Origin of the sequence: Microbacterium sp. LKL04 (assembly GCF_900102005.1) — a bacterium.
In the GTDB taxonomy this organism is placed as follows: Bacteria; Actinomycetota; Actinomycetes; order Actinomycetales; family Microbacteriaceae; genus Microbacterium.
In genome coordinates, this window is the sequence record NZ_LT627736.1 from 492,605 (window position 1) to 518,147 (window position 25,543).

The following is a 25,543-nucleotide window of genomic DNA, read 5'->3' on the forward strand; positions in this document are numbered from 1 at the left end:
CAAGGAGACGGGTATGGCAGCGTTCGAGACGGCGGATCAGGCGTCGCCGACGGTCGTGCCCGGCATCCACCCCTCCGGTCCGCTCCCCGTGCACGGTGCGCCGGTCGGCCGCAACATCCGCGTTCCGCTCGGCGAGACCGGGTTCTCGGTGTTTCCGCTCGTCCTCGGCGGTGCGGAGTTCGGCTGGCACGTGGACCTCGCCGCGGCGCACGCGATCCTCGACCGATACGTCGAACGGGGCGGCAACGCCGTCCACACCTCCGACAGCTACGCCGCCGGCCGCAGCGAGCATGCGATCGGTCGCTGGATGGCCGCGCGCCGCAACCGCGACGATCTCGTCCTCACGGTCAAGGTCGGCCGCGGTGCCGACAACCCCGGACTCGGGTCCGTCAACCTCGTGCGCGCGGTCGAGGCATCCCTCACCCGTCTCGGCACCGACCGGATCGACGTCCTCTCGCTCGACGGCACCGCCGACCGCACGACGCTCCTCGAAGACACCCTCGCCACGGCGGAATGGCTCGTGGACACCGGCAAGGTGCGCGCGATCGGCGCTGCGGGCTACCGCGCCGCCCAGCTCGTCGAGGCCCGCATCCTCTCGGCCGCGGGGTATCCCCGGTTCACGGTGCTCGACGTCCCGTACAACGTGCTCCGTCGCGACGAGTTCGACGGCGACCTCCGTCTCGTCGCCGGCGCCCAGGGCATCGCTGTGACGCCCTCGCAGGCGTTGGAGCACGGCTACCTCTCCGGCGTGCACCGGGCTCGCGACCGCGTCGGCGGCTCGGTCCGGGGGCGGCAGCTGGCCGCCAGCATGAACCGTCGCGGCGCCCGCACGCTGCGCGCCCTCGACCGCATCGCGGCGGAGCTCGCCGTTCCGCCCGCGGCGGTCGCGATCGCCTGGCTGCTCGCGCAGCGTGTCGTCGCCGCACCGATCGTCAACGCCTATGCGGTCGCTCACGTCGAGGAGCTCGTCCAGGGCGTCGGCGTGCATCTCAGCCGCGCGCACCTCGCCGAGATCGCCAAGGCCACCGACTGAGCCTCGGTTAGGCTTGGAGCTACCCCGGGAACGTCCGGGGACCCGGGGGAACCACGATGAAGCGAGCGACCACGTGACGCACTATCTGTACCTGGTGCGGCACGGCGAGCACCTCGACGCGGAGCACGGACTCGCCGACGGACCGCTCTCGCCCCGCGGTCGGCGACAGGCGGACCTCCTCGCGGACCGCCTGTCGGGCGTTCCGCTGACCGCCGTCTGGCATTCGCCGCTGTTGCGCGCCGCCGAGACGGCACGGGCCGTCTCGGAGCGGCTCCCCGCCGTCGACCCCGAGCCGACCGCCCTGCTGTTCGACTGCGTGCCGAGCGGGATGACGCCCGACACCCCGAACGTCTACGAGCCGTTCTTCGGGGGAGTGACCGAGGCCGAGGCCGACGCGGGCGCGGCGCAGATGGCGGATGCCGGGGCGGAGTTCCTCGCTCACCGCCCCAACGCGCACGAGCTGCTCATCACCCACAACTTCGTCATCGCCTGGTTCGTCCGAGAGGTGCTGCAGGCTCCGGAATGGCGCTGGCTGACGATCAACCAGGCGCACTGCGGTCTCACCGTGCTCGCTCAGCGTCCCGGGCGGCCGTGGTCCCTCGTGGCCCACAACGACCTCGCACACCTCCCGGTGGAGCTCCGGACGGGCCTTCCCGACATCCTCTCGGTGTGAGGTGCTGACCGGTCCTCTCCTCGCCGACTGGCTCCCCGTCTCCGCGAGCGCGCTGCTGTTCCTCGTGGTCGCGGCAGGGGTGGCCGGGTGGGTCGACGCCGTCGTGGGCGGGGGCGGCCTCATCCAGCTGCCGGCCCTCGTCATCGGCGTGCCCGAGGACGTCGCCACCCCGTTCATCCTCGGCACCAACAAGCTGAGCTCGTTCTTCGGGACGCTGTCGGCGAGCTGGGTGTACCTCCGACGGGTGAAGGTCCATCTCGTCCTCCTGATCCCGCTCGTCCTCGGGGCCTTCGGCGGCTCGGCGGTGGGCGCTGCGCTCTCGAGGTACGTCCCCCGCGAGGTGCTCACGCCGGTCGTCCTGGTGGCGGTCGTCGCGGTGGGCGTCTACACGCTCCTCCGCCCGAAGATGGGCCTGCACCACGAGCCGCGGCACGCCGAGCGCGTCGCGGTCGTGTGGCGCTCGGGGGTCATCGGGCTCGGCGTGGGGTTCTACGACGGCATCCTCGGTCCCGGCACCGGGTCGTTCTTCGTCATCCTCCTCGTCGGGGTCCTCGGGTTCGGCTTCCTGCAGGCGAGCGTCAATGCCAAGATCGCCAACCTCACCACCAACCTCGCCGCGCTGATCGTCTACGGCGTCCACGGCGAGATCATCCTGGCGCTCGGTCTCGTCATGGCCTGCGCGAACATCACCGGCGGCTTCATCGGCGCCCGGATGGCCACCCGCGGGGGCAACGGCTTCGTCCGCGTGGTGTTCCTCGTCGTCCTCGGACTCCTGGTCGTGAAGCTCGCGTGGGACACGGTCGCCGGGTTGCTGCCCGCTTAGGCTGGGGACATGACGACGCGTGTGGCCCTCGTGGGCGGGACCGGCAAGCTCGGCAGCATCATCGCTGAGGTCATCGCGGCGACCGACGGCTTCGAGACCGTCGCTGTCCTCGGCTCCTCGAGCGATCTCGCCGAGATCGACGCCGCCGACCTCGTCGTCGACGCCTCGACGCCGGCCGTGTCGATCGATGTCGTCCGCGCGGCGATCGAACGCGGCAAGAACATCCTCGTCGGTACCTCCGGCTGGTCCGCCGAGCGCATCGCCCTCGTCCGTCCCCTCGTGGATGCCGCGGGCACCGGCGCGGTCTTCATCCCGAACTTCTCGCTCGGCTCCGTCATCGGGTCCGCTCTCGCGGCGGCATCCGCCCCGTTCTTCCCGTCGATCGAGATCGTCGAGACGCACCGTGAGACCAAGGTCGATTCGCCCAGCGGCACCGCAGTCCGCACCGCGGAGCTGATCGCCGCCGCACGCTCCGAGGCCGGCCCGGTCGAGGCTCCGCACGTCGATCAGCGCGCCCGCGGGCAGCAGATCGCGAGCGTCCCCGTGCACTCCCTGCGCCGGCCGGGTGTCGTGGCACGGCAGGAGACGATCCTGTCGGGGCCGGGGGAGTCCCTCACGATCGTCCACGACACGATCGACCCGGCCGCGGCGTACGCCCCCGGCATCCGGGTCGCCCTCGCAGCCGCTCGCGACGCGTCGGGCGTCGTCCTCGGGCTCGATTCGATGATCGACATCGGGATCCGGATGCCTCACCCCGCCCGTACGGCGCCCGTCGCCGACGGGGACGCCTCGGATCAGGCCGCGGCGGCGACCACCCGATGAGGACGCGTATCGGCGTCGGGATCGTCGCCGTCGTCCTCGTCCTGTACATCGCTCTCGTCGCACAGCGAGCCGTGCTGCTGTTCACGAGCGGCGACGCCGTGGGCATAGCGATGGGCGTCGCGCTCGTGCTGCTTCCCGTCGTCGCCGTCTGGGCGCTGTGGCGCGAGCTGAGCTTCGGCGCGGGCGCGGAGCGGCTGGGGCGACGGCTCGAGGCGGAGGGCGCCCTGCCCGCCGAAGAGCTCACGCTCCGGCCCAGCGGCAGACCCGTCCAGGCCGAGGCGGACGCCCTCTTCCCCGCGTACCGCGACGCCGTCGAGGCGAACCCGACGGATTGGCGCGCCTGGTACCGGCTCGGGCTCCTCTACGACGGAGCAGGCGACCGCCGGCGCGCCCGCGGCGCGATCCGCACCGCGATCTCGCACGAGCGCGCCGAACGGCGCCGCTGAGTCCTCAGACCGCCGCGGCCACCGCGTCCTCGACGGTCGGGTGGTGGAACTGGAACCCGGACTCGAGGAGCACCGCGGGCACGACGTGCGAGTCGGTGGCGAGGAGCGCGTCGACGGCATCCTTCCCCAGGACCAGTCGGATGGCCCAGAGGGGCGCCCGGAGCAGGTACGGCCGGTTCAAGCGACGCGCGAGCGCGAAGCCGAGGTCGTTCGCCGTAGCCCGCTCCGGCCCGGTCAGGTTGACGGGTCCCGTGATGCTGTGGTCCATGACGTGACGGATGCCGCGGATCTCGTCATCGAGCGAGATCCACGGCCAGACCTGGGTTCCGCGTCCGAGCGGTCCCGACAGTCCGAGCTTCGTGAGCAGCAGCAGCGGCTTGAGGACGCCGTCGCGGTGCACGACCGGGGCGGTGCGCAGGAGCGCCGTACGAGCGCCCGACGCGACGGCGGCAGCCTCCCACTCGCCGCAGAGCTCGGAAAGGAATGCGTCGCCGCGCGGACCGGTCTCGTCGAACGTGCGCCCGTGTCCGTCGGGCGGGTAGTACCCCGACGCCGACGAGCTGACGAACAGAGGCGCATCCTCGCCGAGCTCCCGGAGTGCGCGGGCGAGCGTCTGCGTCGGGCGCAGGCGCGACCAGACGAGCTGCTTCTTGTACGAGGCCGTCCACGGGAAACGTCCGATGGTCGCGCCGTTGAAGTTGACGACAGCTTCTGCGCCTGCGAGCACCTGAGGATCGAGCGGCTTCTCACCGGGCGACCAGGTGACCTCGTCGGGGCCCTGGGCCGGGTGGCGGACGAGCCGCGTGACGGCGTAGCCGTCGGCGACGAGGGAGTCAATGAGGGCGCGTCCGATCAAGCCCGACGCGCCCGAGACGACGACGCGGCGCTCAGGCAAGCGTCGCCTCGAGCGTGATCTCGATGCCCGACAGGGCTGCCGAGACGGGGCATCCGGTCTTCGCCTCGTTCGCGATGCGGTCGAAGTCCTCGGCCGAGAGGCCGGGGACGGATGCGCTGACGTTCAGGTGCGAGCCCGTGATGCCGGTCCCCGGGATGAAGGTGACGGATGCCGTCGTCTCGACGCTCTCAGGCGGAGTGCCGTTTTCGGCCAGGGCGTTGGAGAGAGCCATGCTGAAGCACGACGAGTGGGCTGCTGCGATGAGCTCCTCGGGCGTCGTCACCGACGTCGATCCCTCGCTGCGGGCCTTCCAGTTCACGGGAAGCGGGCCCTGGTTGGAGCTCTCGAGGGCGACCTCGCCCGACCCTTCGAACAGGGTGCCCTTCCAGCTGGTGGTGGCTTCGCTCGTGACGCTCATGGTGTCTCCTCTGTCGTGGTCGTGACGAATCGCTGCCGAGCATATGCCTCGCGGATCAGCGGGCGATACGTCTTGACGAGGAGGGGGAGGGGACTCAGGCGGTGCGGCCGACGAGACCGACGCGCTGCAGGAGGAGCCACAACTGGCATCCGAGGCACAGGCCGAACACTGCGTTGAGGAATGCCGCCATGAACGCCAACGCCGCCGCGATCGGCAGGGCGAGCGGAACGCCGAGCACGTGGAGCACGAGACCGATGGTCGTGACGAACAGGCCGACGCCCTGCGCGAAGCGCGGCGGGCGCGGGTCTTCGAGGTCGGTCGGGGGAGCGAGGCGCGGCTGGATCGCACGGCGATAGAGCACGCTCCACGGCGCGGTGCGCGGCGAGACGACGCCCCAGAGGAACAGGAGGGCGATGACGAGCACGGCGAGGAAGCCGGGATCCAGGACCCGCATGCCCACGGGGGTGAAGGGAAGCACCCATCCCTGCATGGGGACGATGAACATGCCGCCGCCGAGCGGGCTCAGCCAGCCGAACCCCGCGTCGGTGTGGGCCGTCGAGCCACCGAGCAGCGCGAGCAGCGTCGCGATGAGCAGCAGCACAGCGGTGATGGATGCCGCGAAGCGCGGACCCCGGGGATCGATCCCTCGCACATCAGCCACGGTCGGCTCCCGTCGTCACGCGGTCCAATTCCATCTCGACGACCTGGCGACCCGGAACGCCGCCGAACCGGGAACGGACCATGCCGTCCTTGTCGAGGATGAGGGTCGTCGGGGTCTGCAGGACGTGGAAGTGCTGAGCGATGTCGACGCGGTGCGTGAGATCGACGTTCAGGTGCAGGACGCCGTCGCGGTCGTCGGCGATCTCGCGCAGCGTGCGGTGGACGCCGGGGCACCGGCTGCACATCTCGGTGCTGAACTGCAGCAGCGTCGCGGTCTCGCCGAGGCGTTCGGCCCCGAGACGGGTGGGTTCGACGATCTCGCGGGGGTCGAAGGGGCGCGGCCGGTTCTGCCGCCACCGCAGGGTCAGACCGATGCCCACGGTGACCACGAGGAGCGCGGTCAGCACGAGGATGGCGGGAAGGAGATCCATGACCGCTCCACAGTAGTCCCGCGCGTGGTGTCGCGGCTCGCGCGACGTCATGTGTGACGAGCCCGGCGGGTAGTGTGTGAGCCGTGAGTGAGCGCCCCGAAAGCCCCGAGATCGAGTTCCGCAGCGATGTCACGGTCGAGCTGGTGCGATCGTCCGCCTCCGACAGCGACGTCCTCTTCGCGGCGCGCGTGTCGACCCAGGGCGAGCAGACCCTCGCGGCGGCGGCCGACGGCTCCGAGGCGACAGGGCGCGACCGCGGCCTCATCAACTACCTGATGCGCGATCGGCACGGCTCGCCGTTCGAGCACAACTCGATGACCTTCTACGTGCAGGCGCCGATCTTCGTCTTCCGCGAGTTCATGCGCCACCGGATGGCGTCGTACAACGAGGAGTCGGGTCGATACCGCGAGCTCCGCCCCGTCTTCTACGTCCCCGCGCCCGAGCGCAACCTCGTGCAGGTCGGCAAGCCCGGCGCGTACAACTTCCTCCCCGGATCCGACGAGCAGGTCGAGCTCGTCGCCCGCGAGACGCGCGAGGCATCCGTCGCCGCTTTCGAGAGCTACCAGCGGATGCTGGATTCCGGCATCGCCCGCGAAGTCGCCCGCATCGTCCTGCCGCTCAACATCATGTCGTCCATGTACGTGACGGTGAACGCGCGGTCGCTCATGAACTTCCTGTCGCTGCGCACGACGCGGGAGGGCACGCACTTCCCGTCGTTCCCGCAGCGCGAGATCGAGATGTGCGCCGAGAAGATGGAGAACGTCTGGCGGGAGCTCATGCCGCTGACGTACGCGGCGTTCAACGCGAACGGGCGAGTCGCCCCCTGAGCCTCGGCGCGTCCTAGGCTGACGCGCATGAACCGCACCGCACTCGTCACGGGCGCGAGCTCCGGGATCGGAGCCGAGTACGCCCGGCAGCTGTCCGCGCGCGGCGCCGACGTCGTCCTCGTCGCGCGCGACCATGCGGCCCTCGAGGCCCTCGCCGCCGAGCTCGACGAACGCGGCGGGCATGCCGAGGTCCTCGTCGCGGACCTCCTGGACCCGGGCCAGCGGCACCGTGTCGAACAGCGACTCGAGCAGGGCGTCGACCTCCTCGTCAACAGCGCTGGGTACGGCCTGTCGCTCGGGTTCGCATCGGGCGACATCGAGGACGAGGCCCGGCACCTCGAGCTGCACGTGGAGGTCACGATGCGGCTCACCCGGGCCGCGCTCCCGGCGATGCTCGCGCGCGGCCGGGGCCGCATCCTGAACATCGCGTCCGTCGCGGGACTCATCCCGCGGGGGACGTACGGCGCGGCCAAGGCGTGGGTGGTGAGCTTCAGCCGCTGGGCGAACGCGGTCTACGCACCGACGGGCGTGACGGTGACGGCCGTCTGCCCCGGCTTCGTCCACACGAACTTCCACGAGCGGCTCGGGCTCCCTCCGGGGGAGGAGGGCGTCGCACGCTGGATGTGGCTGACCGCCCCGAAGGTGGTCCGCGAATCCCTGAGGGATGCCGCGCACGGCCGGGCCGTCAGCATCCCGTCCCTCCGTTACAAGGCGCTCGTCGCCGTGTCGCGCCTGCTGCCCGACCGACTCGTGGTCGCCGCCGCCTCCCGCGGCCGCTGACGCGAAAGACCGGTCCGTCCCGCGACGCCCCGGGGCACAGGGGTATGGCACGGCGCGTCGTGTCCTCCGCCGGTCTTTCCATCCGGGATGCCGCACGTCGAGGATCCTCCCCAGTCAGCCGACCTCGGGATCGGTCCACCGGGGAGCCCGTCCGATCATCGCCCTCGGGGGTGGTTCCGCACACTCGACCGGGTGAGTCGCTCAGCCGTCGATGCCGTCGCGGCGCACGGCGGTGTGGCGCGAACCTCGACTCTTCGGGCCGCCGGAGTGACGGATGCCGCTCTCCGCGCCGCTGTTCGACGGGTGCTCTCGTTCGCGCGCGTCGGGCGTCCTCCTGACGCGCCGGAGTCGCAAAAGACCACTCCCGGCCGTTGACACCCCGTTTGGGCACCGTCGAGGCCGGCGCGTCCAGACCCGATCGGTCTTTCGGCACACGGCACCCACCCCCACCGAACCCCGAGCACGGCCGACGGACGCCGACCGGTACCCTGGGAACCATGACGCACTCCGCCAATCCGTTCGGTCAGGTGCTCGTCGCGCTCGTCACTCCGATGACGGCCGACGGCGAGGTCGATTGGCCGGCCGTTGAGAAGCACATCGACGACGTCATCACCGGCGGAGCCGACGGCATCGTCGTGACCGGCACGACCGGTGAGACCAGCACGCTGACGGATGCCGAGAAGCTGAAGCTCGTCGAGGTCGGCAAGTCCGTCTCCTCGGGCCGCGCGAAGATCATCACGGGCGGCGGTTCCAACGAGACCGCGCACGCGATCGAGCTCTACAAGGCGAGTGAGAAGGCCGGCGCCGACGGCATCATGATCGTCACGCCGTACTACAACAAGCCGACGCAGGCCGGCATCCTGACGCACTTCCGCCTCGTTGCGGACGCCACCGATCTGCCGGTGATCCTTTACGACATCCCCGGTCGCACCGGCGTGCCCATCAAGTACGAGACGATCCTCCGCCTCGCCAAGCACCCGAACATCCTCGCGGTGAAGGACGCCAAGGGCGACTTCAGCGAGGTGAGCCGGGTCCTCAACCAGACGGACCTGCTCTACTTCTCCGGCGACGACGCGAACGTCCTCCCGCACTTGTCGATCGGGGCCGCCGGTCTCATCGGCGTCACGGCGAATATCACGTCGGCTCCCTATCGGGCCATCGTGGATGCGGTGAACCGGGGAGACCTCACGACGGCGACCGCCGCGCACCAGAAGCTCGAACCCCTCGTCCGCGCCGTCATGACGCACGTGCCGGGCACCGTCAGCGCGAAATACATCCTCCACGGCCTCGGCCGCATCTCCAGCCCCCGCGTGCGCCTGCCGCTCGTGGGCCCGGAGGAGTGGGAAGCCGCCCTCATCGAGGATGAGCTCGATCTCGTGAAGGACATCCAGGGCGCCGACTTCTCCAATTTCCGACCTGATCGCAATGCCGCTGCCGGCGGCGCCCTTCCGAAGGTGCATGGAACCACTCGATGAGCAACCCCGTCTCCGCCCCGAACCCGCTCGAGCCCGGAACCCTCCGGGTGACCCCCGTCGGCGGGCTCGGTGAGGTCGGTCGCAACATGACCGTCTTCGAGTTCGACGGCAAGCTGCTGATCGTCGACTGCGGCGTCCTCTTCCCCGAGGAGCACCAGCCCGGCGTCGACCTGATCCTCCCCGACTTCGAAGCCATCCGCGGTCGCCTCGACGACATCGTCGGCGTCGTGCTCACGCACGGCCACGAAGACCACATCGGGGCGGTGCCCTACCTCCTCAAGCGCAAGGGCGACATCCCCCTCATCGGCTCGCAGCTGACTCTCGCTCTCGTCGAGGCGAAGCTCAAGGAGCACCGGATCAAGCCGTACACGCTGACGGTGAAGGAAGGCCAGCGCGAGCAGGTCGGTCCGTTCGACCTCGAGTTCGTGGCCGTCAACCACTCCATCCCCGACGCACTGGCCGTCGGCATCCGGACCCCCGCGGGCCTCGTGCTGGCGACGGGTGACTTCAAGATGGACCAGCTTCCACTCGACGGCCGGCTCACCGACCTCCGCGCGTTCGCCCGCCTCGGCGAGGAGGGGGTCGACCTGTTCCTCGTCGACTCCACGAACGCCGACGTCCCGGGGTTCACCCCGCTCGAGCGCGCGATCGGGCCGGTGCTCGACCAGGTGATCGGCAAGGCCCCGCGCCGCGTGATCGTCGCGAGCTTCTCGAGTCACGTGCACCGCGTCCAGCAGGTCATCGACGCCGCTGCTGCGCACGGCCGTCGCGTCGCGTTCCTCGGGCGTTCCATGGTCCGCAACATGACGATCGCCGAGCAGCTCGGGTACCTGAACGTGCCCGACGGTGTGCTCATCGATTACAAGAAGGCCAAGGACCTCCCCGACGATCGCATCGTCTACATGTCGACCGGCTCGCAGGGAGAGCCGATGGCGGTCCTGTCGCGCATGGCGAACCTCGACCACGCCATCGAGCCGGGGGAGGGCGACACCGTCATCCTCGCCTCCAGCCTCATCCCGGGCAATGAGAACGCGGTCTACCGAGTCATCGACGGGCTGACCAAGCTCGGCGCCAACGTCGTCCACAAGGCCAACGCGAAGGTCCACGTCTCGGGTCACGCCGCCGCCGGCGAGCTGCTGTACTGCTACAACATCCTGCAGCCGAAGAACGTGCTCCCCGTCCACGGCGAGTACCGCCACCTGATGGCGAATGCGAAGCTCGCCCAGGACAGCGGCATCCCCGCCGAGAACACGATCATCGCCGAGAACGGCACCGTCATCGATCTCAAGGACGGGGTCGCCAACGTCGTCGGTCAGCTCGATCTCGGCTTCGTCTACGTCGACGGCTCGTCGGTCGGCGAGATCACGGATGCCGACCTCAAGGACCGTCGGATCCTCGGCGAAGAGGGCTTCATCTCCGTCATCGTTGTGGTGGATGCCGCGTCCGGCCGTATCATCACGGGTCCTGAGATCCACGCTCGCGGGTTCGCCGAAGACGATGCCGTGTTCGACTCGGTCAAACCGAAGATCGCGCAGGCGCTGACCGAGGCGGCCCAGTCGGGGGTCCGCGACCAGCACGCCCTGCAGCAGGTCGTCCGTCGCACGATCGGCCGCTGGGTGAACCAGTCGCTGCGTCGCCGTCCGATGATCGTGCCGATGGTCATCGAGGCCTGACCCGCTGAAAGGGCTCGCCCGCCCGCTAACATTCGGGCATGCCCGAGTCCTGGACGCTCCGCTCTGCCTCGCAGGCCGACGGCGTCTTCCTGGGTGAGATGGTCGTCGAGGCCGCGAATTGGCGGCCGGGGCCGCCCCGTCCGCGCCACGACGTCCTCGCCGATCCGTTCCACCGTCGCTACCTCGCGGGGTGGATGCGTCCCGGGGACGTCGGCTTCGTCGCCGTGGCCGGGGCGGAGGACATCGGCGCGGCCTGGTATCGCACGCTGCCGCGCATCGAGTCGGGATTCGGCTATGTCGGGAGCGGCGTGCCGGAGCTCATCATCGGCGTCAAGCCTCTCTGGCGGTCCCACGGAGTCGGACGAGCGCTGCTGCGCCGATTGTGCGAGACCGCGCGGGCCGAAGGGCGTGCACGGATCAGCCTGTCGGTGGAGCGCGGCAACTTCGCTCAGGTGCTCTACCGGACCGAGGGTTTCGCGGTGACGCGGAGCGGCATCGGCCGCGACACGATGGTCAAGCGCCTCGGCTGACGCCGAAACCCGCGTCAATCCGGCGACATGTCGGACATGCCGCCTACCGTGGAAGCTATGCCCAGGAGCAGTAGTCCGACCAGCAAACCCCGCGCGACCGCGTCGGGCTCCTCGGCGCGGGCCAAGAAAGCCGAACCGACCCCGCGGCGCAAGTCAGAGCCGGCCCCGCGCCGCTACGTCGACGACGCCGACCGCCCCCCTGTCATCGTTCGCGCCTGGCTGGGGCTCGCGCACGTCGCCGGGGGCATGTTCCGCGCGTTCGGATCGGAGTCGCTCGAGAAGGATCAGCGCCGCGACGGGTTCCCCTTCCTGCTCGTCCTGATGGCCATCGCCGGGGCCGTCGTGGAGTGGTTCCTGATCGGCACCGACGTGGGAACGAACATCAGCGCCTACAGCGTCGGCGCCCTCATCGGCCGCGAGGCGTTCGTCTTCCCCGTCATCCTGCTGTTGCTCGCCGGGTGGCTGTTCCGGCATCCGCCGTCCGTGCACGACAACGGTCGCATCGGCATCGGCGCCGGACTCTTCGTCCTCGTCGTCGCAGGCTTCTGCCACGTCGCCGGGGGGCGCCCGCAGCCCAGCGAGGGTCTCGTCGAGCTCAGCGGCGCCGGCGGCCTGTTCGGATGGGCGATCGGTGAGCCGCTGACGGTCATGACGGAGATCGGGGCGGGCATCGTCCTCGGTCTCCTGGCGCTTCTGAGCGTCCTGATCCTCACGAAGACGCCTCCGAACCGCATCGGGCAGCGCCTCGGCGACCTGTACGCCTGGATGTTCGGTGCGGAGCGTCCCGAACGCGACGCGGCGCCGACGAAGGGCGAGACCGGCCCCACGGTCGCGTTCGACGCCCCCGAGGACGACGGTGACTCCCTGCCGTGGTGGCGCCGCAACAAGTCGGGCCGCGAGGAGGACGCCGACGGCGGCCTCGGTGCCGACGACCTCACCGCCCTGCTCGAGGCGAGCGGCGACGGCAGCTTCGACAACCCCGTCACCACTCCGACGCCCGCCGTCATGCCCGACGCGGTCACCGAGATCATCGCGCCCGCACCCCCGCGCACACCGGGCCGCAAGCGCGACGCCGCGCCCGAGGCCCCGCCCATCCCGCCCGTGCCCGACTTCGTCGCCGCTAACCTCGACTCCGTCGACCCGGATGCCGGCGACTACCGCCTTCCGTCCGCCGACGCTCTGGCGGCCGGCACGCCGCACAAAGCCCGTTCCGAGGCGAACGACGCGATGGTGCGCGCCATCATGGGCGTCTTCGAGCAGTTCTCGATCGACGCGAAGGTGACCGGGTTCTCGCGCGGTCCGACAGTGACGCAGTACGAGATCGCGCTCGGTTCCGGGGTCAAGGTCGAGCGGATCACGGCGCTCACCAACAACATCGCCTACGCCGTCGCCTCCAACGAGGTCCGCATCCTCGCGCCGATCCCCGGCAAGAGCGCGATCGGGGTCGAGATCCCGAACACCGACCGTGAGATCGTCACCCTGGGCGACGTGCTGCGCTCGCCCAACGCCCAGCAGGCGACGCACCCCATGACGATCGGCATCGGCAAGGACGTCGGTGGCGGGTACGTCGTCGCGAACCTCGCGAAGATGCCCCACCTGCTCGTCGCCGGTTCGACCGGCTCGGGTAAGTCGAGCTTCGTGAACTCGATGATCACGAGCCTCCTGATGCGCGCGAAGCCGTCGGACGTCCGCATGGTCCTCATCGACCCGAAGCGCGTCGAGCTCACGTCCTACGCCGGCGTGCCGCACCTCATCACCCCCATCATCACGAACCCGAAGAAGGCGGCCGAGGCGCTGCAGTGGGTCGTGAAGGAGATGGACATGCGGTACGACGACCTCGCGTCGTTCGGCTTCCGTCACATCGACGACTTCAACCGGGCCGTCGTCGCGAACGAGATCCAGCTCCCCGCGGGCAGCGAGCGCGTCCTCAAGCCCTACCCGTACCTCCTCGTGGTCGTCGACGAGCTCGCCGACCTCATGATGGTCGCCCCCCGCGACGTCGAGGATTCGATCGTCCGCATCACGCAGCTCGCCCGTGCCTCCGGCATCCACCTCGTCCTCGCGACGCAGCGGCCCTCGGTCGACGTCGTCACCGGTCTCATCAAGGCCAATGTGCCGTCCCGTCTCGCCTTCGCCGTGACGAGCGTCACCGACTCCCGGGTCATCCTCGATCAGCCCGGTGCCGACCGACTCATCGGTCAGGGCGACGGTCTGTTCCTCCCGATGGGTGCGTCCAAGGCGGTCCGCGTGCAGGGCGCCTGGGTGGCCGAGAAGGAGATCGAGAAGGTCGTCAACCACGTCAAGAACCAGGCGCGACCCGAGTACCGCAAGGACGTCGAGGCGATCGTCGAGAAGAAGGAGATCGACGCCGACATCGGTGACGACCTCGAGCTCCTCCTGGCGGCCGCCGAGCAGATCATCACGACGCAGTTCGGCTCGACCTCGATGCTGCAGCGCAAGCTCCGCGTCGGGTTCGCCAAGGCCGGCCGGCTCATGGACCTGCTCGAGGCGCGCGAGATCGTCGGCCCGTCCGAGGGGTCGAAGGCTCGCGACGTGCTCGTGACGCCCGACGAACTCCCGGCCGTCCTGGCCCGCCTGCGAGGCGAGGAGCCGCCCGAGGACGCCGCGCCCGCCGCCGCCCCCGCTGCTGCCGCGCTCGCGACGGATCCCTACGGCCCCGACGCCGTCACGGAGCAGTTCGAGGGCTACGAGGTCGTCGAGTCCGAGGGTGATGAGGATGCCTGGGGTCTCACCGGTCGCGACTGACGTCGGCTGTGCGGCTCGGTAGGCTCGTCCCGTGACGATCCCCCGGCAGGTGCCCAACGCCATCACGATCGTGCGCATCCTGTGCGCACCTGTGTTCGTGTGGCTCCTCCTGGCCGACGGCGGCACGGACGGCGCCCTGCGGTGGTGGGCGGGCGCGCTCTTCATCGTCGCGATCGCCACCGACGGAATCGACGGCTACCTCGCCCGCCGCTACGAGATCGTGACCGATCTCGGCAAGCTGCTCGACCCCATCGCTGACAAGGTCCTCACGGGGTGCGCGTTCGTCGCCCTCTCGATCCTCGGCGAACTGCCCGCCTGGGTCGTGGTGCTGGTCCTCGTGCGCGAGCTCGGCATCACGATGCACCGTCTCGTGGTGGCCACGGACCACGTCGTCGCCGCGGCGTGGATGGGCAAGCTGAAGACCGTCGCCCAAGCCGTCGCACTGTCGCTCGCGCTGCTGCCGCTCTGGACGGTGGTGGGGGAGTGGATCCACGTGGTCAACACGGCCGCGATGACGATCGCCGTGCTGCTGACGGTGGCGAGCGGCGTCGACTACGTCGTGACCGCCTTCCGCTCCCGCCGGGTCCGGAGCGCGTGATGCCCCGGACGCCGAGCGAACTGCCGGACGAGCTCGAGGAGACGGCCGTCGCCCGCGGTCCCCGGTCCGACTCCGAGCGCCTCGTCGAACGACTCAAAGAACTGGGATGGACGCTCGGGGTGGCCGAGTCGTTGACCGGCGGGCTGGTGGCGGCATCCGTCGTCTCCGTCTCCGGTGCGTCCGCCGTGTTCAGGGGTGGGATCGTCGCGTACGCAACCGACCTCAAGGCGCGACTGCTGGGCGTCGACGACACGCTTCTCGAGGCGCACGGCCCTGTTCATCCGCGCGTCGCGCGCCAAATGGCGGAGGGCGTCCGCCGCGCCGTCGGCGAGGAGGAGCCCGCGGACGTGGGAATCGCGACGACGGGGATCGCAGGTCCCCTCTCCTCCGACGGGCAGCCCGTCGGCACCGTCCACATCGCGGTCTCCACTCCGCTCGGTTCGCGCGTCGAGTCCCTCGCCCTCGACGGAGACCGTGACGAGATCCGCACCGCTGCCGCCGCGCGCGCGATCGCCTTGGCGGTCGACGCGCTCTGACCCGGGAATAGCGCGTGTTCCGAGCACGTTACGTCTCGGTGATTCCCATCCATTCCCCAGCGCTCGGGGTCTAGGGTGACAGCGAACGTGTTGTACCGTGGTCCTCCCGCAAGGGCTTCGGTGGATCGCAGCAGAGGGAGGGCCCACGCATGATCCTGGTTCGTCAAGAGATCGGTGACGTGCTCCGCGACTTCCGTCTGCAGAAGGGTCACACCCTCCGGCAGGTGTCGGGCAAGGCGAGCGTCGCCCTCGGCTACCTCAGCGAGGTCGAGCGCGGTCAGAAGGAAGCGTCGAGCGAGATCCTCGCTGCGGTCGCAGAAGCCCTCGATGTGCCGATCTCGGCGATCATGCGCGAGGTCGGAGAGCGCATCTCGGTGCTCGAAGGCCTGCACTCCCTCACCGATGTCGTCCCGGACGACCTCGCGTCGTTGGGAGACGAGGTCCCCGCTCCCGAGCTGTCGCTGCGCTGACCGCTCGATGCGTCACAGCGAATTCGATCGCGCCGTCGCCGACGAGTTCGGATCGGGAGGCGCCGCACTCGTCTCCGACCTGGTGTTGACGGACGTCGGCAACCGTACCGCCAGGGAAGCCCTCGCCGCCGGTGTGCCACCGCGTGAGGTCTGGTACGCCCTGTGCGCCGAGACCGATGTTCCCGTGGACCGCCGTCACGGCGCCGGAAGGCTCGATCCGCGCCGGTGATCCGGCGTGTCGTATCGAAGATGCGTTCGATGCGGGCGTAGTCTCCTGCACAACGGGTGTCGTAGACACGTCGTTCACGTCAGGGCCGGATCCGGCAGCGATGTCGGAGCCCCCTCCTAACGTGAATCTCGTCAGATGACACCCACGCCCTGTCGCAGCATCCGATCCGTCGGTGACGAGCGCGACAGCCTACGGGCGACGGAACCGCGAGTATCAAGGAGCACGACATGCCCTCACCTGCAGACCGCGAGAAGGCCCTCGAATCGGCCCTCGCCCAGATCGACCGCCAGTTCGGCAAGGGATCGATCATGCGACTCGGAAGCGACGAGCGCGCTCCGGTCGAGGTCATCCCAACCGGGTCGATCGCACTCGACGTCGCGCTCGGCATCGGCGGCATCCCCCGCGGCCGCGTCGTCGAGATCTACGGTCCCGAGTCCTCCGGTAAGACGACGCTCACGCTCCACGCCATTGCGAACACGCAGCGTGCCGGTGGCATCGCCGCCTTCATCGACGCCGAGCACGCGCTCGACCCGAGCTACGCCGAGAAGTTGGGTGTCGACATCGACGCACTCCTCGTCTCGCAGCCCGACACCGGTGAGCAGGCGCTCGAGATCGCCGACATGCTGATCCGCTCCGGCGCCATCGACCTCGTCGTCATCGACTCCGTCGCGGCCCTCGTCCCCGAGGCCGAGATCAAGGGCGAGATGGGCGACTCCCACGTCGGTCTCCAGGCCCGACTGATGTCTCAGGCTCTCCGCAAGATCACCGGTGGCCTGAACCAGACCAAGACCACCGCGATCTTCATCAACCAGCTCCGCGAGAAGATCGGCGTGTTCTTCGGGTCTCCCGAGACCACCGCCGGCGGTAAGGCGCTCAAGTTCTACGCCTCCGTGCGACTCGACATCCGCCGAATCGAGACCCTGAAGGACGGGTCCGAGGCGGTCGGTAACCGTACTCGCGTGAAGGTCGTCAAGAACAAGATGGCCCCGCCCTTCAAGCAGGCGGAGTTCGACATCCTCTACGGCGTCGGCATCTCCCGCGAGGGAAGCCTCATCGACTTCGGTGTCGAGCACGGCATCGTGAAGAAGTCGGGTGCGTGGTACACCTACGAGGGCGAGCAGCTCGGTCAGGGCAAGGAGAACTCCCGCAACTTCCTGCTGAAGAACACCGACGTCGCCGCTGAGATCGAGACGAAGATCAAGCAGAAGCTCGGCATCGGACAGCCGAAGCAGGCAGAGGATGCCGCGACGCCCGACGAGCTGGCGGCTCGCCGTCCGGCCTGATCATGACGGACTCGAACGGGGGCGAGCGCGAGTCGCTCGCCCCCGTCATCCCGCTCTTCGGGCCCCGCGCCGACACCACCGACGCCGCCCGCTCCGACTCCGATGACTCGCAGCCGTGGCACGCGACGTGGATCGCGGAACGTGCGGCGTCCGAACGGTCCGCAGCGCGCGCTGCACACCCGTCGACCGGCACGGTGCCGGTCGTCGCCCCGGCAGGGGAGGACGCACCCGCGGCGGTGGCTGAGCGCGTGTTGCTGCGCAAGCTCCGGACGAGGTCGTTGTCGATTCGCGAGGCCCGGTCGGTGCTCATCGAGCACGACCTCGACGAGGCCGACCGGGAGGGCATCGTCGAACGGTTCCTGTCGTTGGGATATCTCGATGACGCCGCCCTCGCCGAACAGCTGATCGACAAGGCGACATCCCGCAAGGCTCAGGGACGCATGGCCATCGCGCAGGGCCTGTCGCAGCGCGGCATCCCTCGCGAGGTCATCGATGAGGCGCTCGACCAGCTCCCCGACGACGAGGCCGAGCGAGCGCTCGAGTTCGCCCGCTCGAAAGCTCGCGGGCTCGAGGGTCTCGACCGGGACACTGCGCTCCGGCGGCTTGCGGGGCAACTGGCCCGGCGCGGGTACGGCTCCGTCGCCTTGTCGGTGGCACGTCGCGCGCTCGACGAGGCCAGCGCACCGCCGCGGCATGGGGTTCGCTTCGAACCGTGACCGTGGTCGCGTACGTCTGACAGACTCGCCCTACGCGCGCCCCGCGCGGGTGGAGGAGCGTGCGTATGGCGATCGAGGTCGACGGTCTCGTGAAGTCCTACAAGACCGTCACTGCCGTCGACGGGGTCTCCTTCGAGGTGCCCGACGGTCAGCTGTTCGCCTTCCTCGGTGCCAACGGTGCGGGGAAGTCCACGACGATCGGATGCCTCACCACGCTGCTCCGCGCCGATGCCGGAAGCGTCCGCGTCGCGGGTTACGACGTGTCGGTGCAGAGCGAACGCGTGCGGTCACGGATCGGCGTCGTGTTCCAGCGATCGCTGCTCGACGACGGCCTCACCGTCCGGGAGAACCTGGCGCTGCGCGCCACGCTCTCTCTCGTCGACCGACACGTCTTCTCAGAGAGGCTCGCCGAGCTCTCTCTCCTCATCGAACTCGACGAGTTCCTCGACCGCCCGTACGGACGGTTGTCGGGCGGACAGCGGCGCCGCGCCGACATCGCTCGTGCGCTCATGCACGAGCCGTCGATCCTCTTCCTCGATGAGCCGACCGCCGGTCTCGACCCCGCCAGCCGCGTCGCCGTGTGGGCGGCGATCGATCGGCTCCGCTCCGAGCGTGGACTCACCGTCTTCCTGACGACCCACTACATGGCCGAGACCGAAGGGGCGGACCAGGTCACCATCATCGACGCCGGTCGCGTCGTCGCGAGCGGGACTCCCACGCAGTTGCGGTCGCGCCATAGTCGCAGCGTCCTCACGGTCACGACACGCGATCCCGACGCGCTGTCCGGTCTCGCCATCCGCGGCGGTCTGGGGGCGAGCCGGGAGGGCGACGTCGTCACGATCGAGGTCCCCGACGCGCGGGCCGCTCGACACCTGCTGGCGGCGCACGGAGAGGACGTTCTGGACTTCGAGTTCCGGCACGGCCGGATGGACGACGTCTTCCTCGCCCTCACCGGCCGCGGCGAGATGGTCGGAGACGCAGCGTGAGGATCGTCGCGGCGATCGTGCGCCGCAACCTGACGCTCTTCTTCCGCGATCGGATGAACGTCTTCTTCTCGCTGCTGAGCGGGCTCATCCTCTTCCTCCTCTACACGCTCTTCCTCTCGCGGCTGCAGGTCGACGGACTGGAGCGCACGCTGCCACGCGCGTCCCGCAGCGACATCGAGGCCTTCGTCGACAGTTGGATGCTGTCGGGCATCGTCCTGCTCACGACCGTCACCTCGGGGATCGGCGCCATCTCCGTGTTCGTGGACGATCGCGCGTCGGGCAGGTTCGCCGACTTCCTCGTCGCCCCGATCCGACGATCGCAGCTGGTCCTCGGTTACCTGGTGTCCTCGGTGTCCGTGGCGATCATCATGTCGAGCGTCATCTTCGTTCTCACCGTCCTCGAACTCGGATTCGTCCGCGACACGTGGCTGGGTCCGCTTGAGATCCTGAGAGCGATCGGCGCGATGGTGCTCTGCTGCGTCGCCTTCACGTCGCTCGGCGCCTTCGGTGCGTCCTTCCTCAAGACGACCGGTGCGTACTCCGCGTTCTCCACCGTGGTCGGTACCGTCCTCGGCTTCGTCGCGGGCTCCTACATCCCGGTCGGGTCGCTGCCCGACGGCGTCGCGTCGACCATCAACGCCCTGCCCTTCGCGCAGGGCGCGATGCTCCTGCGTCGTCCGTTCACCGATGAGACGCTCGCGTCTCTGGCCGGCGGGGACAGTCGCGCGATCAGCGACCTGAAGGAGATCTACGGAATCGACCTCTTCGTCGGCTCGGGCCTCGTTCCGGTGTGGCTCGCCGTCACGGTTCTCATCGTCGTCGCCATCGCCTTCAGTGCGATGTCGGCTGCCCGCATCCGTTCCCTTCTGCGCTGAGACGGTCCGCGGCTTGCCGAGGGAGTGCGGCTCGTAGAATGGCCTGATCATGACCAGCCCTTCCGCTGCCCCCACTCTCATCGCCCCGTCCGTCGCAGCCGTCGCCGACGACGGCCGCGTCCGCACCTACGAGGTGCGGACCTTCGGGTGTCAGATGAACGTCCACGACTCCGAGCGTCTGTCCGGTTCCCTCGAGTCGGCGGGCTACGTCCGCGCTGACGCGGGAGTCGAAGCGGACGTCGTCGTCATCAACACGTGCGCCGTCCGCGACAACGCTGCGGGCAAGCTCTACGGGACCCTGGGCCACCTGAAGAGCCGCAAGGACAAGCACGACGGCATGCAGATCGCCGTCGGCGGGTGCCTCGCCCAGATGGACAAGGATGCCGTCCAGCAGAAGGCTCCCTGGGTCGACGTCGTCTTCGGCACCCACAACATGGGATCCCTGCCGAGCCTGCTCGAGCGCGCGCGTCACAACGGCGAGGCGGAGCTCGAGATCCTCGAGTCGCTCGAGGTGTTCCCCTCGACGCTCCCCACCAAGCGCGACGCGGCCCACAGCGGCTGGGTCTCGATCTCGGTCGGGTGCAACAACACCTGCACGTTCTGCATCGTGCCGAGCCTGCGCGGCAAGGAGAAGGACCGCCGGCCCGGCGACATCCTGAACGAGATCCGCCTGCTCGTCGACGACGGCGCCGTCGAGGTCACCCTCCTCGGCCAGAACGTCAACAGCTACGGGGTCGAGTTCGGTGACCGCCAGGCGTTCAGCAAGCTCCTCCGCGCAGCGGGCGAGATCCCGGGGCTCGAGCGCATCCGGTTCACGAGCCCGCACCCGGCAGCCTTCACCGACGACGTCATCGACGCGATGGCCGAGACCCCCGCTGTGATGCCGCAGCTGCATATGCCGCTGCAATCGGGGTCGGACCGCATCCTCAAGGCGATGCGACGGTCGTACCGGAGCGAGCGGTTCCTCGGCATCCTCGACCGCGTGCGCGAGAAGATGCCGGACGCGGCGATCTCCACCGACATCATCGTGGGCTTCCCGGGCGAGACCGACGAGGACTTCGAGGACACCATGCGCGTTGTCGAGCAGGCTCGCTTCGCGGGCGCCTTCACGTTCCAGTACTCGATCCGCGAGGGCACACCTGCGGCGACCATGCCGGATCAGGTCCCGAAGGAGGTCGTGCAGGAGCGCTACAACCGCCTCGTCGCTCTGCAGGAGCGGATCTCGCTCGAAGAGAACCAGGCGCAGCTCGGCCGCACCGTCGAGGTCCTCGTCTCTACAGGAGAGGGGAAGAAGGATGCCGCGACCCGCCGCTTGACGGGCCGCGCCGCGGACAATCGCCTGGTCCACTTCGAGGTTCCCGAGGGCTCTCCGACTCCCCGCCCCGGTGACGTCGTGACGACCGTCATCACGCACGCCGCGCCGTTCCACCTGCTCGCCGACAGTCCGGACGGAGCTCCGCTGAGCATCCGCCGCACGAAGGCAGGCGACGCGTGGGATCGTGCGCAGGCCGACTCCTGCGGCGTCCCGGCTCCGGCCGGTGACGCGGGTCCGCGCGCCGTGTCGCTCGGCCTGCCGCTGATCCGTACCGCGACGCCCGGACTCTGACCTCGTGGGCGCGGAGCGCCTCTGGGCGATCGTCGGGGCGACCGGGACGGGCAAGACGTCGCTGTCGCTGGACCTCGCCGAGGAGCTCATCCGCAGTGGTCGGCCGGCGGAGATCGTCAACGCCGATGCCATGCAGCTCTATCGCGGCATGGACATCGGCACAGCGAAGATCCCGGTACCCGAGCGCCGCGGCATCCCGCATCATCTGTTCGACGAGTTCGACGTGACGGAGGACGTCGCCGTCGCCGTCTACCAGGAGCGGGCGCGCGCGACGATCCGCGACATCTTCGACCGCGGTGCCGATGCGATCCTCGTCGGGGGATCGGGCCTCTACGTCTCGAGCGTCGTCTTCGACTTCCGCTTCCCGCCCCGCGATTCGGCGCTGCGCGCCCGACTCGAGGCCGACCTCGACGAGCTCGGCGCGAGCGCGTTGATCGAGCGCATCCGCGCGGTCGATCCCGGCGCGGCCGAGCGCCTCGATCCGCGCAACGGCCGACGGGTCGTCCGCGCTCTCGAAGTGCTCCTCCAGGGGGCGGACACCCACGGCGCTGCGCTTCCCGAGGCGCCGGTGCTGTGGCATCCCGCCACCGAGCTCGTCGGCGTCCACCTGGACCGCGCAGAGCTCGTCCTGCGCCTCGACGAGCGGGTCCGGGGGATGTGGCGGGGCGGCCTGCTGGCTGAGGTCGACGCCCTGCGGGCCGGGGGACTCGAGTCCGGTCCCACGGCTCCCCGCGCGATCGGTTATGCGCAGGCGCTCGCGCAGCTGGCAGGGCGGATGGACGAGGAGGAGGCCGTCGCCGAGACCCAGGCGCTCACGCGGCGGTACGCGCGGCGCCAGGTCTCGTGGTTCAAGCGGTATCCCGGTCTTCGCTGGGTGGATGCCGGGACTCCCGGCATCCGTCTGCTCGATCACTTGACAAGCTAAAGCTAATAGCCGTAGCTTCTTCGTATCGGACACGATGCGAAGGAGACGGCGATGGTCGAGAAACTGCAGGTCGAGGGCGGCGAGATCGCGTTCGACGTGGTCGGGCGGGGGCCGCTCGTGGTCCTGGCGCACGGAATGGGGGACACCCGTCACTCCTACCGCTTCGTCGTGCCGGCTCTGGTTGCGGCGGGGTTCCGCGTGGCCAACGTCGACATCCGCGGATGCGGCGAGTCGAGCGCCACGTGGGCGAGCTACAGTCGCGGCGATATCGCCGGCGACCTCCTCGCCGTCATCCGTCACCTCGGCGGCCCCGCGGTCGTCATCGGCCAGTCGATCAGCGGAGGAGCTGCGACCGTCGCCGCAGCGCGCGCCCCGCAGGACGTGGTGGGTGCCATCGAGCTGGCGCCGTTCACCCGCGCGCAGCGGTTCGACCTGTTGGGCATGCTTCGGCACGCCCGGCACCGGAAGGGCATGACGCACCTGGCGACCATGATGCTCCGCGGGAGCGTCCCCGCGTGGCTCCGCTACCTCGACCTCGCCATCCCGCAGAAGCCCGCCGACTGGCCGCAGGAGTGGGCCCGCATCGCCGGTCACCTCGGTGACCCTGCGCGCATGGCGGCGCTCCGGGCCATGGGGCAGACGAGTCCCGCCGATGCGGGAGAGCAGCTTCCACACGTGACCGTACCGGTCCTCGTGGTGATGGGCACCGCCGACCCGGACTGGGCGGACCCCCGGGCCGAGGGCGAAGGCGTCATCGCCGCGCTCCGACCCGGCATCGGCCGACTGGCGATCATCGACGGCGCGGGACACTACCCGCACGTCGAACGCCCCGGCGAGGTCGTCGAGCTCGCGGTCCCGTTCCTGCGATCGGTCTTCTCGACCCGGACGGGACCGGCGGATGCCTAGGGCGGGGCTCGATGTCGATGCCGTGACGCGTGCGGCGGCAGAGCTCATCGATGAACAGGGTCTCGCCGCACTGACGATGACGGCCCTGGCGGAGCGGGTCGGCGTCCGTCCCCCCTCGCTCTACAAGCACGTCCCGGGCGGACTCGTCGAGCTCACCCACCGGGTGGCGACCCTCGCGGCGCAGGAGCTCGCGGAGCTGTTCCGCGGGACGCGATCGGACCAGGGCGGTGCGCCGGCGCTCACGGACGTCGCAGGGAGGTTCCGGCGGTACGTCGTCAATCATCCGGGTCGGTACGCAGCCACCGCCGCTGCGGAACCGGCGGATGCGGACGATCCGCTCGCGATCGCGCTCCGCGACAGTCTCGACGCCCTGGGCGAGGTGTTCGCCCGCTACGGTCTGCCGCAGCAGGAGCATGTCCACGCCATCCGGATGCTGCGCAGTGTCCTCCACGGTTTCGCCGTCCTGGACGCCGCGCGCGGCTTCCGGATCGACGTCGACGTCGACGCGAGCGTCGCATGGTCGCTCGAAGTGATGGACGCCGGACTGCGCGCGGGGCGGCACTCGCCGTGACCGGCGAAGCGGCGTCCGCCCCCGCCTAGACTGGGCGGGTGTCGACGATCGCATTCACGAAGGGCCACGGGACGGGCAACGATTTCGTCGTGGTCGCCGACCCCGACGGCTCGCTCCACTTGACCGGCGAGCAGATCGCCGCGCTGACCGACCGGCGCTTCGGGATCGGAGCCGACGGGCTGCTGCGCGTCGTGCGCTCGGCCGCCATCGACGCGGGCGCCGACACCCCCGACGCCGAGTGGTTCATGGACTACCGCAACGCCGACGGCTCCGTCGCCGAGATGTGCGGCAACGGCGTCCGCGTCTTCGTGAAGTACCTCCTGAGCGCGGGATATGCGACGCTGGGCGCCGGCGAGACCCTGCGCATCGGCACGCGAGCGGGAACGAAGACCGTCACGCTCGCCGACAACGGCTTCGAAGTCGACCTCGGTCTGTGGCGTCCGACCTCCGACGAGGTCCTCGTACGCGCCCACGGTCTGAAGATCGCGCGCCCGGGCCTCGGCATCGACGTCGGGAACCCCCACGTCGTCGTCGCCCTCTCGAGCATCGCCGAACTCGACGGGCTCGATCTGACCGTTCAGCCCATCCTCGACCCCGTACCGACGGCCGGCGCGAACGTCGAGTTCGTCGTGCCCGAGGAGCCGCTCGTCACCGACGGCGTCGGTGCGATCCGGATGCGCGTGTTCGAGCGCGGCGTCGGCGAAACGCTCTCGTGCGGGACCGGGGTCGCGGCATCCGCTCTGGCCGTCCGGCACTGGGCGGGCGCGGGAGCACCGGACCGGTGGACGGTGGACGTCCCCGGCGGGCGCCTCGGCGTGCGCGTCGTCCGGACGGATGCCGGGGAGCGGGTTCTGCTCTCGGGGCCCGCCACGCTCGTCTTCTCGGGCGAGATCGCGCTGGCCTGACCGGGTCAGGGAACGGGGATCGTCCCCGTCGCGGGTGTGCCGTGCCGGCGCACCTTCAGGACGCGGAAACCGCGCCCCGTCGCTGCGCGGCTGACGGAGTAGCCGCGGTCGAGGGATGCCGCCAGCCACCGTTGCAGGGAGTCCGAGCCGAGGTTCCGCTGCACGACGAGCCAGGCGTCGCTGCGCTCGGCGAGTCGGGGGATCCACGTCTCGAGCAGCCCGTGCAGCACGTCCTTGCCGACGCGGATCGGCGGATTGGACCGGATCGTGCGGAAGGCGATGTCTGCCGGAACATCCTCGGGCAGTACGGCGTTGACGTTATCGAGGCCGAGTTCCGCGGCGTTGCGGCGGACGAGGTCGAGTGCTCGCTCGTTGACGTCGACGGCCCAGATCGTCGCGTGAGGGGCGTCGATGGCGAGCGACAGTGCGATGGGGCCCCAGCCGCATCCGAGATCCAGCAGATGACCGCCCACCGGGGGCGGGGGAGTGTTCGCCAGAAGCACCGCCGTCCCGCCGTCCACGTGGTCGGGACTGAACACCCCGCCCGCCGTCATCACCTCGACGTCGCGACCGGCGAGGGACACACGGATGCGGCGGAGGTTCTCAGAGCTGGACGGGGACGCGCTGAAGTAGTGGTCGCTCCCCATGCGACGAGCGTAGCGGAGGCGGTGCGAGCCGCGGGAAG

29 protein-coding genes are annotated in these 25,543 nt (G+C 69.9%); 24 read left to right on the plus strand and 5 right to left on the minus strand.

The window, feature by feature from the left end; translation table 11 throughout:
- Positions 1-13: 13 nt before the first annotated feature.
- The 5 genes from BLP38_RS02465 to BLP38_RS02485 all read left to right on the plus strand — a co-directional run bounded on the left by BLP38_RS02465 (position 14) and on the right by BLP38_RS02485 (position 3,797).
- Positions 14-1,033: an aldo/keto reductase gene (locus BLP38_RS02465; protein ID WP_091352350.1), complete on the plus strand. Its 1,020-nt coding sequence runs from the start codon at positions 14-16 to the stop codon at positions 1,031-1,033.
- Between the two features lie 73 nt (positions 1,034-1,106).
- Positions 1,107-1,706, plus strand: coding sequence for a histidine phosphatase family protein (locus tag BLP38_RS02470; RefSeq protein WP_091352354.1), 600 nt, complete (start codon positions 1,107-1,109; stop codon positions 1,704-1,706).
- A 1-nt stretch (position 1,707) separates the two neighbouring features.
- Positions 1,708-2,529: a TSUP family transporter gene (locus BLP38_RS02475; protein WP_091352359.1), complete on the plus strand. Its 822-nt coding sequence runs from the start codon at positions 1,708-1,710 to the stop codon at positions 2,527-2,529.
- A gap of 9 nt (positions 2,530-2,538) precedes the next feature.
- On the plus strand, positions 2,539-3,351 hold the full coding sequence (gene dapB, locus BLP38_RS02480) for a 4-hydroxy-tetrahydrodipicolinate reductase (RefSeq protein ID WP_091352363.1): 813 nt from the start codon (positions 2,539-2,541) through the stop codon (positions 3,349-3,351).
- A complete protein-coding gene (locus BLP38_RS02485; protein ID WP_091352368.1) occupies positions 3,348-3,797 on the plus strand; it encodes a tetratricopeptide repeat protein in 450 nt (149 codons plus the stop codon). Before dapB ends, BLP38_RS02485 begins: the two co-directional genes overlap by 4 nt.
- Positions 3,798-3,801: 4 nt before the next feature.
- On the opposite strand, the gene BLP38_RS02490 is transcribed toward BLP38_RS02485, so the two are convergent.
- The 4 genes from BLP38_RS02490 to BLP38_RS02505 all read right to left on the minus strand — a co-directional run bounded on the left by BLP38_RS02490 (position 3,802) and on the right by BLP38_RS02505 (position 6,201).
- Positions 3,802-4,692, minus strand: coding sequence for a TIGR01777 family oxidoreductase (locus BLP38_RS02490; RefSeq protein ID WP_091352371.1), 891 nt, complete (start codon positions 4,690-4,692; stop codon positions 3,802-3,804).
- Positions 4,685-5,110, minus strand: coding sequence for an OsmC family peroxiredoxin (locus BLP38_RS02495; RefSeq protein ID WP_091352375.1), 426 nt, complete (start codon positions 5,108-5,110; stop codon positions 4,685-4,687). Before BLP38_RS02495 ends, BLP38_RS02490 begins: the two co-directional genes overlap by 8 nt.
- A 94-nt stretch (positions 5,111-5,204) precedes the next feature.
- Positions 5,205-5,771 (minus strand): DUF4395 domain-containing protein, encoded by a 567-nt coding sequence (locus BLP38_RS02500; RefSeq protein WP_091352380.1) that lies wholly within the window; start codon positions 5,769-5,771, stop codon positions 5,205-5,207.
- The gene (locus BLP38_RS02505) at positions 5,764-6,201 is read right to left on the minus strand and encodes a TlpA family protein disulfide reductase (RefSeq protein ID WP_091352384.1); all 438 of its coding nucleotides are present in this window, start codon (positions 6,199-6,201) and stop codon (positions 5,764-5,766) included. The genes BLP38_RS02500 and BLP38_RS02505 overlap by 8 nt, the downstream gene beginning before the upstream one ends.
- Positions 6,202-6,284: 83 nt before the next feature.
- Between BLP38_RS02505 and thyX the strand changes: the two genes are divergently transcribed.
- The 19 genes from thyX (at position 6,285) to dapF (ending at position 24,858) form a co-directional block, all read left to right on the plus strand.
- Entirely contained in the window at positions 6,285-7,028 is a 744-nt protein-coding gene (thyX, locus tag BLP38_RS02510) for an FAD-dependent thymidylate synthase (RefSeq protein ID WP_091352388.1), read from the plus strand.
- A gap of 27 nt (positions 7,029-7,055) precedes the next feature.
- Positions 7,056-7,808, plus strand: coding sequence for an SDR family NAD(P)-dependent oxidoreductase (locus BLP38_RS02515; RefSeq protein WP_091352391.1), 753 nt, complete (start codon positions 7,056-7,058; stop codon positions 7,806-7,808).
- Positions 7,809-8,305: 497 nt separating this feature from the next.
- On the plus strand, positions 8,306-9,283 hold the full coding sequence (gene dapA / locus BLP38_RS02520) for a 4-hydroxy-tetrahydrodipicolinate synthase (RefSeq protein WP_091352394.1): 978 nt from the start codon (positions 8,306-8,308) through the stop codon (positions 9,281-9,283).
- A complete protein-coding gene (locus BLP38_RS02525; protein WP_091352397.1) occupies positions 9,280-10,956 on the plus strand; it encodes a ribonuclease J in 1,677 nt (558 codons plus the stop codon). The genes dapA and BLP38_RS02525 overlap by 4 nt, the downstream gene beginning before the upstream one ends.
- A 38-nt stretch (positions 10,957-10,994) precedes the next feature.
- The gene (locus BLP38_RS02530; protein WP_091352401.1) at positions 10,995-11,486 is read left to right on the plus strand and encodes a GNAT family N-acetyltransferase; all 492 of its coding nucleotides are present in this window, start codon (positions 10,995-10,997) and stop codon (positions 11,484-11,486) included.
- 57 nt (positions 11,487-11,543) lie between these two features.
- Positions 11,544-14,252, plus strand: coding sequence for a DNA translocase FtsK (locus BLP38_RS02535; RefSeq protein WP_091352404.1), 2,709 nt, complete (start codon positions 11,544-11,546; stop codon positions 14,250-14,252).
- Between the two features lie 31 nt (positions 14,253-14,283).
- Positions 14,284-14,850 (plus strand): CDP-diacylglycerol--glycerol-3-phosphate 3-phosphatidyltransferase, encoded by a 567-nt coding sequence (gene pgsA / locus BLP38_RS02540; protein WP_091352408.1) that lies wholly within the window; start codon positions 14,284-14,286, stop codon positions 14,848-14,850.
- Positions 14,850-15,386 carry a CinA family protein gene (locus BLP38_RS02545; protein ID WP_091352411.1) on the plus strand — a complete coding sequence of 179 codons (537 nt, stop codon included), beginning with the start codon at positions 14,850-14,852 and terminating at the stop codon, positions 15,384-15,386. Before pgsA ends, BLP38_RS02545 begins: the two co-directional genes overlap by 1 nt.
- 149 nt (positions 15,387-15,535) lie before the next feature.
- Entirely contained in the window at positions 15,536-15,856 is a 321-nt protein-coding gene (locus tag BLP38_RS02550) for a helix-turn-helix domain-containing protein (RefSeq protein ID WP_091352414.1), read from the plus strand.
- A gap of 7 nt (positions 15,857-15,863) precedes the next feature.
- Complete coding sequence (locus BLP38_RS02555; RefSeq protein ID WP_091352418.1) at positions 15,864-16,085, plus strand: DUF3046 domain-containing protein; 222 nt, start codon at positions 15,864-15,866, stop codon at positions 16,083-16,085.
- Between the two features lie 227 nt (positions 16,086-16,312).
- A complete protein-coding gene (recA, locus tag BLP38_RS02560; protein ID WP_091352421.1) occupies positions 16,313-17,368 on the plus strand; it encodes a recombinase RecA in 1,056 nt (351 codons plus the stop codon).
- A 2-nt stretch (positions 17,369-17,370) separates the two neighbouring features.
- Complete coding sequence (locus BLP38_RS02565) at positions 17,371-18,084, plus strand: regulatory protein RecX (protein ID WP_091352425.1); 714 nt, start codon at positions 17,371-17,373, stop codon at positions 18,082-18,084.
- 65 nt (positions 18,085-18,149) lie between these two features.
- Positions 18,150-19,070, plus strand: a complete 921-nt coding sequence (locus BLP38_RS02570) for an ABC transporter ATP-binding protein (RefSeq protein ID WP_091352430.1) — start codon at positions 18,150-18,152, stop codon at positions 19,068-19,070.
- The gene (locus BLP38_RS02575) at positions 19,067-19,945 is read left to right on the plus strand and encodes an ABC transporter permease (protein WP_091352433.1); all 879 of its coding nucleotides are present in this window, start codon (positions 19,067-19,069) and stop codon (positions 19,943-19,945) included. Before BLP38_RS02570 ends, BLP38_RS02575 begins: the two co-directional genes overlap by 4 nt.
- Positions 19,946-19,994: 49 nt before the next feature.
- Positions 19,995-21,551 (plus strand): tRNA (N6-isopentenyl adenosine(37)-C2)-methylthiotransferase MiaB, encoded by a 1,557-nt coding sequence (miaB, locus tag BLP38_RS02580; protein WP_091352436.1) that lies wholly within the window; start codon positions 19,995-19,997, stop codon positions 21,549-21,551.
- Positions 21,552-21,555: 4 nt separating this feature from the next.
- Positions 21,556-22,476 (plus strand): tRNA (adenosine(37)-N6)-dimethylallyltransferase MiaA, encoded by a 921-nt coding sequence (miaA, locus tag BLP38_RS02585; protein WP_091352439.1) that lies wholly within the window; start codon positions 21,556-21,558, stop codon positions 22,474-22,476.
- A 51-nt stretch (positions 22,477-22,527) separates the two neighbouring features.
- Complete coding sequence (locus BLP38_RS02590) at positions 22,528-23,382, plus strand: alpha/beta fold hydrolase (protein ID WP_091352443.1); 855 nt, start codon at positions 22,528-22,530, stop codon at positions 23,380-23,382.
- Positions 23,375-23,953, plus strand: a complete 579-nt coding sequence (locus BLP38_RS02595) for a TetR/AcrR family transcriptional regulator (RefSeq protein ID WP_091352448.1) — start codon at positions 23,375-23,377, stop codon at positions 23,951-23,953. The genes BLP38_RS02590 and BLP38_RS02595 overlap by 8 nt, the downstream gene beginning before the upstream one ends.
- 38 nt (positions 23,954-23,991) lie before the next feature.
- Positions 23,992-24,858, plus strand: coding sequence for a diaminopimelate epimerase (gene dapF, locus BLP38_RS02600; RefSeq protein ID WP_091352451.1), 867 nt, complete (start codon positions 23,992-23,994; stop codon positions 24,856-24,858).
- Between the two features lie 5 nt (positions 24,859-24,863).
- On the opposite strand, the gene BLP38_RS02605 is transcribed toward dapF, so the two are convergent.
- Positions 24,864-25,505: a class I SAM-dependent methyltransferase gene (locus BLP38_RS02605; RefSeq protein ID WP_091352454.1), complete on the minus strand. Its 642-nt coding sequence runs from the start codon at positions 25,503-25,505 to the stop codon at positions 24,864-24,866.
- Positions 25,506-25,543 lie beyond the last annotated feature (38 nt).